Annotated in this window: 8 protein-coding genes, 1 tRNA gene, 3 rRNA genes and 1 pseudogene; 3 read left to right on the top strand and 10 right to left on the bottom strand. The window is 42.8% G+C overall.

Going from position 1 to position 13322, the window contains the following annotated elements; all coding sequences use genetic code 11:
- Position 1 precedes the first annotated feature (1 nt).
- The 3 genes from AADV52_RS06280 to AADV52_RS06290 are packed head-to-tail and all read right to left on the bottom strand — an operon-like array spanning position 2 to position 2792.
- Positions 2-922, bottom strand: a complete 921-nt coding sequence (locus AADV52_RS06280) for a PTS system mannose/fructose/sorbose family transporter subunit IID (RefSeq protein ID WP_014919297.1) — start codon at positions 920-922, stop codon at positions 2-4.
- Positions 923-950: 28 nt separating this feature from the next.
- Entirely contained in the window at positions 951-1763 is an 813-nt protein-coding gene (locus tag AADV52_RS06285; protein ID WP_014919298.1) for a PTS mannose/fructose/sorbose transporter subunit IIC, read from the bottom strand.
- Between the two features lie 18 nt (positions 1764-1781).
- On the bottom strand, positions 1782-2792 hold the full coding sequence (locus AADV52_RS06290; protein ID WP_014919299.1) for a PTS sugar transporter subunit IIB: 1011 nt from the start codon (positions 2790-2792) through the stop codon (positions 1782-1784).
- 279 nt (positions 2793-3071) lie between these two features.
- Between AADV52_RS06290 and AADV52_RS06295 the strand changes: the two genes are divergently transcribed.
- A complete protein-coding gene (locus AADV52_RS06295) occupies positions 3072-3248 on the top strand; it encodes an AraC family transcriptional regulator (RefSeq protein WP_227028488.1) in 177 nt (58 codons plus the stop codon).
- A gap of 99 nt (positions 3249-3347) precedes the next feature.
- On the opposite strand, the gene AADV52_RS06300 is transcribed toward AADV52_RS06295, so the two are convergent.
- From AADV52_RS06300 to AADV52_RS06330, 7 genes are all read right to left on the bottom strand, one after another.
- A tRNA-Asn gene (locus tag AADV52_RS06300) sits at positions 3348-3420 on the bottom strand.
- Between the two features lie 13 nt (positions 3421-3433).
- Positions 3434-3550 (bottom strand): 5S ribosomal RNA (gene rrf / locus AADV52_RS06305).
- Between the two features lie 71 nt (positions 3551-3621).
- A 23S ribosomal RNA gene (locus tag AADV52_RS06310) occupies positions 3622-6525 on the bottom strand.
- A 203-nt stretch (positions 6526-6728) separates the two neighbouring features.
- Positions 6729-8292 (bottom strand): 16S ribosomal RNA (locus tag AADV52_RS06315).
- The 16S, 23S and 5S rRNA genes sit together here with 1 tRNA gene alongside, the layout of an rRNA operon.
- Positions 8293-8843: 551 nt before the next feature.
- Positions 8844-10151, bottom strand: a complete 1308-nt coding sequence (gene serS / locus AADV52_RS06320; protein WP_014919300.1) for a serine--tRNA ligase — start codon at positions 10149-10151, stop codon at positions 8844-8846.
- A gap of 223 nt (positions 10152-10374) precedes the next feature.
- Positions 10375-10926, bottom strand: a complete 552-nt coding sequence (locus tag AADV52_RS06325; protein WP_014919301.1) for a GNAT family N-acetyltransferase — start codon at positions 10924-10926, stop codon at positions 10375-10377.
- Positions 10926-11534 carry a TVP38/TMEM64 family protein gene (locus AADV52_RS06330; RefSeq protein ID WP_041808809.1) on the bottom strand — a complete coding sequence of 203 codons (609 nt, stop codon included), beginning with the start codon at positions 11532-11534 and terminating at the stop codon, positions 10926-10928. The genes AADV52_RS06325 and AADV52_RS06330 overlap by 1 nt, the downstream gene beginning before the upstream one ends.
- A 129-nt stretch (positions 11535-11663) precedes the next feature.
- Between AADV52_RS06330 and AADV52_RS06335 the strand changes: the two genes are divergently transcribed.
- A complete protein-coding gene (locus tag AADV52_RS06335; RefSeq protein ID WP_014919303.1) occupies positions 11664-12461 on the top strand; it encodes an alpha/beta hydrolase in 798 nt (265 codons plus the stop codon).
- Positions 12461-13318: pseudogene (locus AADV52_RS06340) on the top strand (helix-turn-helix domain-containing protein). The gene AADV52_RS06335 and the pseudogene AADV52_RS06340 overlap by 1 nt, the downstream one beginning before the upstream one ends.
- Positions 13319-13322 lie beyond the last annotated feature (4 nt).

Genomic DNA, 13322 nt, shown 5'->3' on the forward strand with positions numbered 1-13322 from the left:
ATTAAAGAATGCCCCATACGTGGAAGAGAACACCAATAACAAAGATACCAATGATAATCCAAATTGGAGAAACTTTCTTCTTCAATAACCACATACATAAGAAGGTTAAAAGAAGACCAGCTAAACCTGGAATTAATTGGTTCAAGTTATCTTGCAAGGTAGTAACCTTAGTGCTTGATAATGCTTTACCATTACCCATATTCCATTGAGTAAGAGCTTCTTGAATACCTTTACCACCGGCAGGAAGTTTGTCCCATTCGATGTAACCACCCTTTTGAACAGGGGTCTTTGAAACAATAGGTGTAAACTTGATGTTTACCCAACGTTCAATCAAGGCGCCCAAAACGAACATACCCATCATTGAAGCACCACGGGTAACCTTTTGAAGCATACCACCTGACATGTCATTGGTGATAGCTGAACCAGCCTTGTAGCCAAATTCTTGTGTGTACCATAAGAAGGCAAGTCTGATGATGTTCCAGATAACGAAGAATAAGATAGGACCCATTACGTTACCTGAGATGGCCATTGATGCACCTAAGGCACCAACGATTGGACGAACAGTGTACCAAAAGACTGGGTCACCAACACCGGCCAAAGGTCCCATCATACCAACCTTAACACCTTGAATAGCATCGTCAGTAACTGGAGTACCATTAGCTTTATCTTCTTCCAAAGCTAAAGTAACACCGATAACTGGTGAAGCTAAGTATGGGTGAGTGTTAAAGAATACTAAGTGTCTTTGTAAAGCGGCAGACAAATCTTTCTTGTTAGGGTATAACTTTCTCAATGCAGGAATCATTGAGTAAGCCCAACCACCGTTCTGCATTCTTTCATAGTTCCATGAACCTTGAAGGAATTGTGAGTGCCACATAACGTTTAAACGATCATGCTTGGTTAATTTAATTTTCTTATCAGCCATTATTTAAATCCTCCTCTATGCGTTCATTTTAATAATCATCAATGATATCGCCGAGTGGATCGCCGGTACCAGCATCGTCAGAGTTGTTTGAACCTCCGCCGTTACCACCCTTAGCTTCAAGAGCTAAGTACATCAAAGCCATTGAAAGACCGATAGCACCAAGGGCGATCAAAGTTAAGTCCTTGATAGCAGCTAAAGCAAAACCAATTGCGAAGAATGGCCATACTTCCTTGCTTGCCATCATGTTGATAACCATTGCATAACCTACAGCAACAACCATGCCACCACCGATGGTCATACCATCTGATAACCATTGTGGCATCATTGCAAGCCAACCTCTAACAATACCTGATGGAATAGCCAGAAGAAGTGCAGCTGGGATAGCAATTCTCAAACCTTGCAAACATACAGCAATCCATTGCCATACGTTAATCATACGCCAACTACCCTTTTTAGCTTCAGCATCCATGATGTGAACGATAGCAGTTGAAATAGTACGTACAATCATAGTTAAGAACAAACCAGCAACAGCCAAAGGAATAGCAATACCAGTAGCAGTACCCATACCCTTAATTCCTTGACCACCTTCAACCAAAATAATAGCTGAAGCTACTGAAGCCAAAGCGGCATCTGGTGCAACAGCGGCACCAATGTTTGCCCAACCTAAGGCGATCATTTGTAATTGACCACCCAAAATAACACCTAAGTCCAAGTGACCGGTTACTAAACCGATCAAAGTACATGCAACTAATGGTTGGTGGAATTGCCATTCATCCAAGATACCTTCCATACCTGCAAGAAAGGCAACAAACACAACCAAAATCATTTGTATAGCGTTCATTTCTTTACTCCTAATTAATTATTTCTTTTGCTCGTTAAGTAAGGTTTGAGCTTTCTTCAAGATAGCATCCATATTGCCTGCTTGATCTGAAGGAACCTTTCTAACATCAAACTTAACGCCCATCTTTTCGAGTTCGTGGAAAGTGTCAACATCTTTTTGGTTCATAGACAAAACGTTGTTTGCGTTAACGTCGCCGTCTTTATATGACATTGAACCAACGTTGATTTCTTTAAGATCAATACCACCCTTGATAGCTCTCAAAACATCTTCTGGATTTTCAAACAAAAGAAGTGCATGAGTATTACCAAATCTTGGGTCCTTATCAATTTCTTCCATCTTCTTAAGTGGAACAACATGAGCCTTCACACCTGCTGGAGCTGCTTCACGAATCATGCTCTTACGCAAATCGTCCTTAGCAACACTATCTGAAACAACGATTACTCGATCTGGCTTCATTGCTGGAATCCAACCAGTAGCAACCTGACCGTGAAGTAAACGTGAGTCAATTCTGGCCAAAACATATTTAATGTGGCCATCGCCAATCACAGTCCCCTCTGGGATTGACTTACCATTGCCGTTGCCGCCCTTTGTGTCTGCCTTAGCTGCTGGTGCAGCTGTCTTAGGCATCAAATCAGATGGCTTAGTCTTAATACCATCTTTTGCGGGTTCTACGACTGAAGTTGCAATGTGATGTGCAGTAGCATTAGCATCCATCATTCTTTCAGTTAATGCTTGTACAACCATTGGTAAATTCATACCAGCTACAATTGCCCATTTATCATGCTTTTCAGCAAGACCATTTGCTTGGTTAAATGGTGTACCACCCCACAAGTCAACCAAGAATAGAACTTCATCTTGGTTTTCAAATGAAGCAATTGCTTTTTCCATTTTGCCACGAATATCGTCTGGACCTTCACTAGGCTTCAAGATAACGTGGGCAAAATCTTTTTGTTCACCGAAAAGCATTTGCGCAGATTGTGCAATACCATCGGCAAAGCCACCATGGCTGGCTAAAACAATTCCTACCATGTAATTTCCTCCTCTAGATCAGAAAAATGAATCCGCTTTTATTATACGATAAATTACTTCTTTTACAAAGCACTTTCCGAAAATAATTTCTTCTAATTGAAATTATTTTCAAATTCATTAGCTACTAGGGCCAAACGTTACATGGATTTAAATTATTATGATGCCATCAAAATTAAAGATATCGCCAATTTTCTAAATGTGAATGTAAATTATCTAAGTTCTGCTTTGTTCTGCTTTTAAGGAAGAATTTAATTTATCGCCAAAACAATATTTGATGAAATTAAAAATCAGAAAAGCAAAAAATTACTATCTACCACCAACAACACAATTACTGTGGTTGCAAACTCAGTAGGTTTTAATGATTCATTAGCCTTTTCTAAAGTATTTAAACAATATACTCAATCTTCACCATCATCGTATCGAAAACAGGCGACTGAAACTCATTTATCAAATTAAATAAAAAAGGAGATCATGAAAGAACATGATCTCCTTTTTTAGTATTAACTACCTTTTAAACACAAAAAGAAGGAAGCCAAGCTTCCTTCTCTTCCCTTGCTCCGGCTGTCAGACTCGAACTGACGACATCTTGATTAACAGTCAAGCGCTCTACCAACTGAGCTAAGCCGGAATATTAAAAAAGAGCACGGCAGCTTCCTTTCCTCGCAGGCAGTTGCCCACCAACTACTTTCGGCGTTAAGAAGCTTAACTTCTGTGTTCGGCATGGGAACAGGTGTATCCTTCTTGCTTTCGCCACCGTACTCTTTTGAGCTACTACGCTCAAAACTAAACATAATCTTTCGCAAAAAACCTTCTTCTGATTGCTTGGCCTTTGGTCAAGTCCTCGACTGATTAGTACTGGTCCGCTCCATTCTTCACAGAACTTCCACTCCCAGCCTATCTACCTCATCGTCTTTGAGGTGTCTTACTGCTTGCGCAAAGGAAATCTCATCTTGAGGGGGGCTTCGCACTTAGATGCTTTCAGCGCTTATCCCTTCCGCACATAGCTACCCAGCGATGCTCCTGGCGGAACAACTGGTACACCAGCGGTGCGTCCATCCCGGTCCTCTCGTACTAAGGACAGCTCCTCTCAAATTTCCTACGCCCACGACGGATAGGGACCGAACTGTCTCACGACGTTCTGAACCCAGCTCGCGTGCCGCTTTAATGGGCGAACAGCCCAACCCTTGGGACCGACTACAGCCCCAGGATGCGACGAGCCGACATCGAGGTGCCAAACCTCCCCGTCGATGTGAACTCTTGGGGGAGATAAGCCTGTTATCCCCAGGGTAGCTTTTATCCGTTGAGTGATGGCCCTTCCATGCGGTACCACCAGATCACTAAGTCCTAGTTTCCTACCTGCTCGAGCTGTTTCTCTCGCAGTCAAGCTCCCTTATACCTTTACACTCTGCGAATGATTTCCAACCATTCTGAGGGAACCTTTGAGCGCCTCCGTTACACTTTAGGAGGCGACCGCCCCAGTCAAACTGCCCACCTGACACTGTCCCTGGCCTGGCTTACAGGTCGAGGTTAGAGCATCCTTCAAACAAGGGTAGTATCCCAACATTGCCTCCAGCAAAACTAGCGTCCTGCTTTCCTTGGCTCCTACCTATCCTGTACATGTTTAAAAGATACTCAATATCAAGCTACAGTGAAGCTCCATGGGGTCTTTCCGTCCTGTCGCGGGTAACCCGCATCTTCACGGGTATTATAATTTCACCGAGTCTCTCGTTGAGACAGTGCCCAAATCATTACACCTTTCGTGCAGGTCGGAACTTACCCGACAAGGAATTTCGCTACCTTAGGACCGTTATAGTTACGGCCGCCGTTTACTGGGGCTTCAATTCAAACCTTCGCTTGCGCTAAGCTCTCCTCTTAACCTTCCAGCACCGGGCAGGTGTCAGCCTCTATACGTCATCTTACGATTTTGCAGAGACCTGTGTTTTTGATAAACAGTTGTTTGGGCCTATTCACTGCGGCTAACCATTCTCATGGCCAGCACCCCTTCTTCCGAAGTTACGGGGTCATTTTGCCGAGTTCCTTAACGAGAGTTCTCTCGCTCACCTTAGTGTTCTCCACTCGACTACCTGTGTCGGTTTGCGGTACGGGTATGTTCTCTCTGGCTAGAAGCTTTTCTTGGCAGTGTGACTACCACACCTTCGCTACTTTTATTTCGCTCCTCATCACGACTCGTGTTGCTGGTTAGAAGCATTTGACTCTTAACCGCACTTGTCGCTTGAACATCGTTCCATCGCGATGCGTGCTTCACCTCCTGCGTCCCTCCTTCGCTCTTAACGATTGAACACAGTACAGGAATCTCTACCTGTTATCCATCGACTACGCCTTTCGGCCTTGCCTTAGGTCCCGACTTACCCTGGGCGGACGAGCCTGCCCCAGGAAACCTTAGTCTTTCGGCGGATAGGATTCTCACCTATCTTTCGCTACTCATACCGGCATTCTCACTTCTAAGCGCTCCAATTATCCTCTCGGTTAACCTTCGCCGCACTTAGAACGCTCTCCTACCACGTACTTACGTACATCCACAGTTTCGGTACTATGCTTAGCCCCGGTAAATTTTCGGCGCAGCGTCACTCGACTAGTGAGCTATTACGCACTCTTTGAATGATGGCTGCTTCTGAGCCAACGTCCTAGTTGTCTGCGCAACTCCACATCCTTTTCCACTTAGCATAGATTTTGGGACCTTAACTGGTGATCTGGGCTGTTTCCCTTTCGACTACGGATCTTATCACTCGCAGTCTGACTCCCGTGTATGGATATCTGGAATTCGCAGTTTATCTGGATTCAGTAACCCCTGACGGGCCCCTAGTCCAAACAGAGCTCTACCTCCATTATCCTCTCCACGAGGCTAGCCCTAAAGCTATTTCGGAGAGAACCAGCTATCTCCAAGTTCGTTTGGAATTTCACCGCTACCCACAACTCATCCCCGCAATTTTTAACTTACGTGGGTTCGGCCCTCCAGCGCGTTTTACCACGCCTTCAGCCTGGTCATGGGTAGGTCACTTGGTTTCGGGTCTACGTCACCTAACTTCTCGCCCTATTCAGACTCGCTTTCGCTCCGGCTCCGTCTTTTCTGACTTAACCTCGCTAGATAACGTAACTCGCCGGTTCATTCTACAAAAGGCACGCCATTGCACTTTAATGTGCTTTGACTACTTGTAGACACACGGTTTCAGGTTCTATTTCACTCCCCTTCCGGGGTTCTTTTCACCTTTCCCTCACGGTACTGGTTCACTATCGGTCACTAATTAGTATTTAGCCTTGCGAGATGGTCCTCGCGGTTTCAACCGGGATTTCTCGTGTCCCGGCCTACTCAGGATTCTGCTAGGCGCGCTTGCAATTTCGCTTACGGGGCTCTCACCCTCTCTGGCTTACCTTCCCAGATAATTCTGCTATCGCTCACGCTGCCACGTCGCAGTCCTACAACCCCAAATGATAAATCACTTGGTTTGGGCTCTTTCCTCTTCGCTCGCCGCTACTAAGGAAATCGATTTTTCTTTCTCTTCCTGCAGCTACTTAGATGTTTCAGTTCACTGCGTATTCCTTTGATTGACTATCTATTCATCAACCAATAATGCATCGCTGCATTGGGTTCCCCCATTCGGACATCTCCGGATCACTGCGTACTTACCGCTCCCCGAAGCTTTTCGTAGTTCGTCACGTCCTTCATCGGCTTTTAGTGCCTAGGCATTCACCGTGCGCCCTTTTCTACTTGACCTTACTCAAGAATTCTCTTCTCGGTCGCCTTACAATCTGTTCTCTTTGATTTTCTCGGTTTTTTACTTGGATTATATTCAGTTTTCAATGTACTAGCTCTTTGAGGTACTACCCTCAAAACTAAACAAAGTTTCTCAGTGTGCTTCCGCTTGCTTTTGTGACTTCTCTTAGTATCTCTACTCTCCATCACTTCAGCTTCCTTAGAAAGGAGGTGATCCAGCCGCAGGTTCTCCTACGGCTACCTTGTTACGACTTCACCCCAGTCATCTGCCCTGCCTTAGACGGCTCCTTCCCGAAGGTTAGGCCACCGGCTTTGGGCATTGCAGACTTCCATGGTGTGACGGGCGGTGTGTACAAGGCCCGGGAACGTATTCACCGCGGCGTTCTGATCCGCGATTACTAGCGATTCCAGCTTCGTGCAGTCGAGTTGCAGACTGCAGTCCGAACTGAGAACAGCTTTCAGAGATTCGCTTGCCTTCGCAGGCTCGCTTCTCGTTGTACTGCCCATTGTAGCACGTGTGTAGCCCAGGTCATAAGGGGCATGATGACTTGACGTCATCCCCACCTTCCTCCGGTTTGTCACCGGCAGTCTCATTAGAGTGCCCAACTTAATGCTGGCAACTAATAATAAGGGTTGCGCTCGTTGCGGGACTTAACCCAACATCTCACGACACGAGCTGACGACAGCCATGCACCACCTGTCTTAGCGTCCCCGAAGGGAACTCCTAATCTCTTAGGATGGCACTAGATGTCAAGACCTGGTAAGGTTCTTCGCGTTGCTTCGAATTAAACCACATGCTCCACCGCTTGTGCGGGCCCCCGTCAATTCCTTTGAGTTTCAACCTTGCGGTCGTACTCCCCAGGCGGAGTGCTTAATGCGTTAGCTGCAGCACTGAGAGGCGGAAACCTCCCAACACTTAGCACTCATCGTTTACGGCATGGACTACCAGGGTATCTAATCCTGTTCGCTACCCATGCTTTCGAGCCTCAGCGTCAGTTGCAGACCAGAGAGCCGCCTTCGCCACTGGTGTTCTTCCATATATCTACGCATTCCACCGCTACACATGGAGTTCCACTCTCCTCTTCTGCACTCAAGAAAAACAGTTTCCGATGCAATTCCTCGGTTAAGCCGAGGGCTTTCACATCAGACTTATTCTTCCGCCTGCGCTCGCTTTACGCCCAATAAATCCGGACAACGCTTGCCACCTACGTATTACCGCGGCTGCTGGCACGTAGTTAGCCGTGACTTTCTGGTTGATTACCGTCAAATAAAGGCCAGTTACTACCTCTATCCTTCTTCACCAACAACAGAGCTTTACGATCCGAAAACCTTCTTCACTCACGCGGCGTTGCTCCATCAGACTTGCGTCCATTGTGGAAGATTCCCTACTGCTGCCTCCCGTAGGAGTTTGGGCCGTGTCTCAGTCCCAATGTGGCCGTTCAGTCTCTCAACTCGGCTATGCATCATTGCCTTGGTAAGCCGTTACCTTACCAACTAGCTAATGCACCGCGGGGCCATCCCATAGCGACAGCTTACGCCGCCTTTTATAAGCTGATCATGCGATCTGCTTTATTATCCGGTATTAGCACCTGTTTCCAAGTGGTATCCTAGACTATGGGGCAGGTTCCCCACGTGTTACTCACCCATCCGCCGCTCGCGTCCCCAGCGTCATTACCGAAGTAAATCTGCTGGTTCTGCTCGCTCGACTTGCATGTATTAGGCACGCCGCCAGCGTTCGTCCTGAGCCAGGATCAAACTCTCATTTTGAAATTTAAGTTTGAATGATTGCTCATTCGATTATTTAAGATCTTTGTCTCAAATTTATTGCTTGCGAATTGACTTCGCTTCTTGTTTGGGTTTTTACACCCGCACACTTTTAGCGAAACTTTGTTCAGTTTTCAAAGTACTACCTCCGTCTGGCTGAACCAAACGGCTTTTATATTTTATCAAATTCATAATTCTTTGTCAAGAACTTTTTGAATTTGTTTTTTTGCCGCTCAAGCTCTCGCCTGACGACATTTAAATATATTACACGGTCTATCCCTATTCGTCAAATCTCGTATTTTGTTCGAATTAAGAACGAAACGCTAGGCAGCGTTGTAACAATTACCATTTTTATTGTCTTACATATATATCATATATCCTGTTAATTTTGCCAACTAGCAAGTAGATAGTTCGCTTTTCGCTGTATTTTGGTTCAAAAATTACTGAAATTTTTTCAAAAAAATTTTGTTTTTTTGCATTTTTAATATTTTTAGACAAACGAAAAGGCCTAAGAACGCTAATTCTTAAGCCTTTTTCTTCATTATTATTTTTTATTAAATCAAACCTGATTCTTTAGTAATCTTCTTCATACCATTCATGTATGGTACAAGAACAGCAGGAACAGTTACAGAACCATCTTCGTTTTGGTAGTTTTCCAAAATTGCAGCTACTGCTCTACCTACGGCTAAACCAGAACCATTTAAAGTATGAGCTAAGTGAAGCTTGCCATCTTCGTCACGGTAACGAATTTGTGCACGACGAGCTTGAAAGTCAGTACAGTTAGAACAACTTGAAATTTCACGGTACTTGTCTTGTGCAGGCATCCAAACTTCAAGATCGTAAGTCTTAGCACTAGTAAAACTTGCATCCCCAGTTGACAAAGCGACTACGTGATATGGCAAACCTAACTTTTGCAATAAGTGTTCAGCATTGTGGGTCAACTTTTCAAGTTCATCCCATGATTCATCTGGCTTACATACCTTAACCATTTCAACTTTGCGGAATTCGTGCATTCTAATCAAACCACGAGTATCACGACCTGCTGAACCTGCTTCACTTCTAAATGCTGGTGATAAAGCAGTTACGTTGATTGGTAACTTGTTTTCATGAATAATTTCATTTCTGAAGTAGTTTACCAAAGGAACTTCAGCAGTTGGAATCAAAGTCAAGTCACGTGGCTTATCTGGATCGTCGTTATCTACGATAGTATAAACATCTTCGTGGAACTTAGGGAATTGTCCAGTACCTTGCATTGATGCATCGTTAACAAGGTATGGTGGAATAACTTCGGTATAGCCATCCTTAGTGTTTTCATCAAGGAAGAAGTTAAAGACAGCACGTTCCAAAAGCGCACCTGCACCAATGTAGTAAACAAAACGTGCACCTGAAACTTTAGAAGCACGATCCCAGTCTAAAATACCAAGGTCAGTACCAATGTCCCAGTGAGCCTTTGGCTTAAAGTCAAACTTAGTTGGTTCATTCCATTTACGAACTTCTTCATTGTAGCTATCATCAGGGCCGATTGGATCTGAATCTGCTGGGAAGTTAGGTAATCTAAGCAAAATGTAGTTTTGCTTTTCAGTCAATTCAGCGACTTCTTTATCTAAGTCTTTGATTTCCTTACCTACTTCACGCATAGCTTGAATAGCATCACTTGCGTCTTCCTTATTGCGCTTCTTTTCAGCAATTTGCTTAGAAACGTCATTACGCTTAGCCTTTAATTGTTCACTCTTGGTTAAATCCTTACGACGCTTAGCATCGATTTCAACCAATTCATCCAATTCTTCTGGCTTGATGCCACGTGTAGCTAACTTTTTCTTTGACCAATCGAGATTCTCACGAATCACCTTAATATCAAGCATTAAAAACCTCCATAATACAAAAAAGAGCCGACTCATCCCTTGCTTGGGACGAATCGGCTCTTGCACAGCTTCGCGGTACCACCCATCTTCAGTCTGATATAGACTGCACCTCTTAACAGACGAATAACGACGCCAAACCGTGCAACTATTAATTGCCCATCTTAACGAAATCTGGAAACGACATCCATTCACTCGCACCAACCGTGAACTCTCTGAAGTAGTCTTAAGATTTCATGTTTGCGTCTATTTTAAGCCATTCTGCTTGTTTGAGCAAATAATATTTTTCTTGATACGAAAAAAGTGTACTAATTTGGGAATAATCTACGGTATAAACATACTGAAAACCTAATTTTTTCAATAATTTCTGCGATTTTTCATTATTTACAAAAGTTCCTGCCCAAATTTCTTTTTGACGCTTCTTTTTAAAAGCATAATTCAAAATTAAACGGAGCGCTTCAGTCATATAGCCATGGCCTTCAAATACTTGATCTAGCAAAAAGCCTACTTCTTTTGTTTTTAACAAGCCACTTTGTTCATCTAAACCGCGTTCATATAGTTCAATCAAGCCAATTGTCTGATCATTTTGTCGCAGACAAATAATATAACTCTCTGGACGTGCCATGTATTGCTGGACGCCGCGGCGAGCCTCATCTATATTTTGGTAATTTTCAAAAGCAGCTAAATTATGGTAGCGAGCATTCTTTCCCCACTTCAATAGCTGTTCTGCATCTTTTTCTTCAAATCTTCTTAAATATATTCTTTTTGATTCTAGCATTATTTACCCATCAACTTCAGAAGCCATTCGGCACCGTACTGCAAGCCAAAGCTGTAAGCAATAATTGTCCATGGCTTACATAAAATAATTATCCAAAAGTAAGTCCAAAACTTCATCTTGGTTAAGCCGGCAAGCAAACAAAGCACATCATCAGGCGCAGCAGGCGCAACAATACAGATGGCGAAAAACCAATTAAACTTCTTTTGATTCTCGGTCCACTTCATATATTTGTCCAGCGTTTTTTCTGAAACAATGTGCAAAATAAATGAACGCCCATAATGCCTAGCCAAAAAGAAGTTGATAATTGAGCCGATGCAAATTCCGACGTAATTATAGATGAATCCGGCGACTGGTCCAAAAAAGACCACCCCACCTAACAAAGAAACACCACCTGGAATAATTGGGATTACTACCTGGACAATCTGGATCAATACGAAAATGATTGGCCCAACGATTTGTTTATTGGCTAAATAAGCGCGCATCTTCGTTTGATCAGTAAATATCCCTAATTGATACCAATAAATAACCAACAAAATAATTACTAATCCACAGACCACCGTCGCAATATTGATTAGTTTACGACTGGCCTTAGCTGACAAATGATGCATCTTTTTCGCCTTCTTTCATAAATTTAATACACTAATTCTATCAAAAAACTTAGCAAGTCTTTATTAACTTATCTGCTTTTTAGTTAATATATAATATTCTTAACAGTAGAAATGAAAGGAACACAGATTATGGTAGTCATTAAAAATAATATTATTTATGACGAGAATAAAGAACTAGGAGCTGATATCTACTATCCAAATGATACAACTTCTGAGACTAAAATTTTAATCTTTTGGCATGGTGGCGGCTGGCTTCGCGGAGACAAAAAAGACGTTAAAAAAGTAGGCGTAGATTTTGCTAATGCCGGATTCATGACTTTTATCCCTAACTACAGCTTAGCTCCAGCAAACCATTTTCCAGCTGCTCATGATGATGCACTTCATTTTGTCGAGTGGCTGTTAAATTCCGATTATACCGATCATGATGACATCAAGAATATCGTTCAAATCGGTGCCAGCGTTGGTGGCACAATGGCTTTATACGTGGCCGGTAAGTACGGTTTTCCAACTGTAACTTGGTCTGCCCCTGTTGAATATGCCAACTGGATTAAGCAGCATCAAGATGTTAATGCATCCCCACAAGCCAAGCAAGACTTCGGCATCACTGATTCTGCACAAATCAGAGCATCCTTTTACAAGTACTTCACTCTAGCTTATGCCGGCTCAGAAAAAGCTGATGTTTTACAAAAGCTTGATGCTCAATCATATGATTTTTCTAAATTGGGCAAATTAATGATGCTTAACTCTACTGATGAACTAACACCGTTATCCACTACACTAGATTTTATTAAATTCTTAGCTAAAGAAAATCACGGCGTGCAATTATTAGTAATTCCAGGACACGGCCACGCTATGGATTATAGTCAGGATTATATTGATGAATCCCTGGACTTTTTATATCAAACAATTAAGAGACAAAAACAGTGATTATCGATATCAAAAAATTCGTTCAAATACGTAAAAAACAGAAACTATCGCAAACGGAACTTTGTGATGGTATCTGTACACAATCAACTTTAGGTAAATTTGAAAATAACGGTCAAGTACCCTCCTTAAAAATTCTTAATTAGCTATGCGATCGCTTGCATATCGAAGTTGGCGATATTATTAATTGCAGTGATGAGCAACGAATTGCTCATCTGCTATTTGATGCAGACTTTTCATTTATTAATTATTACTACACAAAAATCTTGAACTTGCTGTCTGAAGTTAACGAAGATACTCTCAAACGTAAAACAGATCAGGTGCACTATCAATTTTTACGAGGACAATACGCACTTAAAAGCGACCGCAATGAAATGAGTGCCTTGTTTTATTTCAATAATATTTTGACAACTAAAGATTTGCCTAAAAACGATATCTATCGTTTGCTCGCACTCAATGGCTGCAGTCAGATTTATGCTAAGCAAGGTGAGACGAAAAAGGCAGAGCATTATTACAGCCAAGTTCTCAAAAATATTAAAGACGTTGAAATCAACAACCCACTTACAACCTTGCATGCTCTAGCTATTTTATGCGATGCTAGTGAATTTTATGGTCAACGCGAAATGTACAAAGAATCCAATTCACTTTTGCGTTACGCCTACAAGATCGGTACTGAAAAGCATGTCATCTTTTACATGGCTCGCATTCTCCTGCAGCAAGGCATTAATGACATAGCGCAAAATAAAGATAAAACAATTATTAGTCAGCACTTGCATGATGCCTGTGCGTTTGCTCGTATCAACCGCAATCGCATCACCTTGAACAAGGCTCGAAAACTGCTTAAACAATTAAATGAATGAAAAT

Origin of the sequence: Lactobacillus helveticus (genome assembly GCF_046109915.1) — a bacterium.
Classification (GTDB): Bacteria; Bacillota; Bacilli; order Lactobacillales; family Lactobacillaceae; genus Lactobacillus; species Lactobacillus helveticus.

Coding starts and splice junctions, on each gene's coding strand:
- AADV52_RS06280 (WP_014919297.1), bottom strand. CDS start 922: ATGGCTGATAAGAAAATTAAATTAACCAAGCATGATCGTTTAAACGTT.
- AADV52_RS06325 (WP_014919301.1), bottom strand. CDS start 10,926: ATGCTAGAATCAAAAAGAATATATTTAAGAAGATTTGAAGAAAAAGAT.
- serS (WP_014919300.1), bottom strand. CDS start 10,151: ATGCTTGATATTAAGGTGATTCGTGAGAATCTCGATTGGTCAAAGAAA.
- AADV52_RS06330 (WP_041808809.1), bottom strand. CDS start 11,534: ATGCATCATTTGTCAGCTAAGGCCAGTCGTAAACTAATCAATATTGCG.
- AADV52_RS06285 (WP_014919298.1), bottom strand. CDS start 1,763: ATGAACGCTATACAAATGATTTTGGTTGTGTTTGTTGCCTTTCTTGCA.
- AADV52_RS06335 (WP_014919303.1), top strand. CDS start 11,664: ATGGTAGTCATTAAAAATAATATTATTTATGACGAGAATAAAGAACTA.
- AADV52_RS06290 (WP_014919299.1), bottom strand. CDS start 2,792: ATGGTAGGAATTGTTTTAGCCAGCCATGGTGGCTTTGCCGATGGTATT.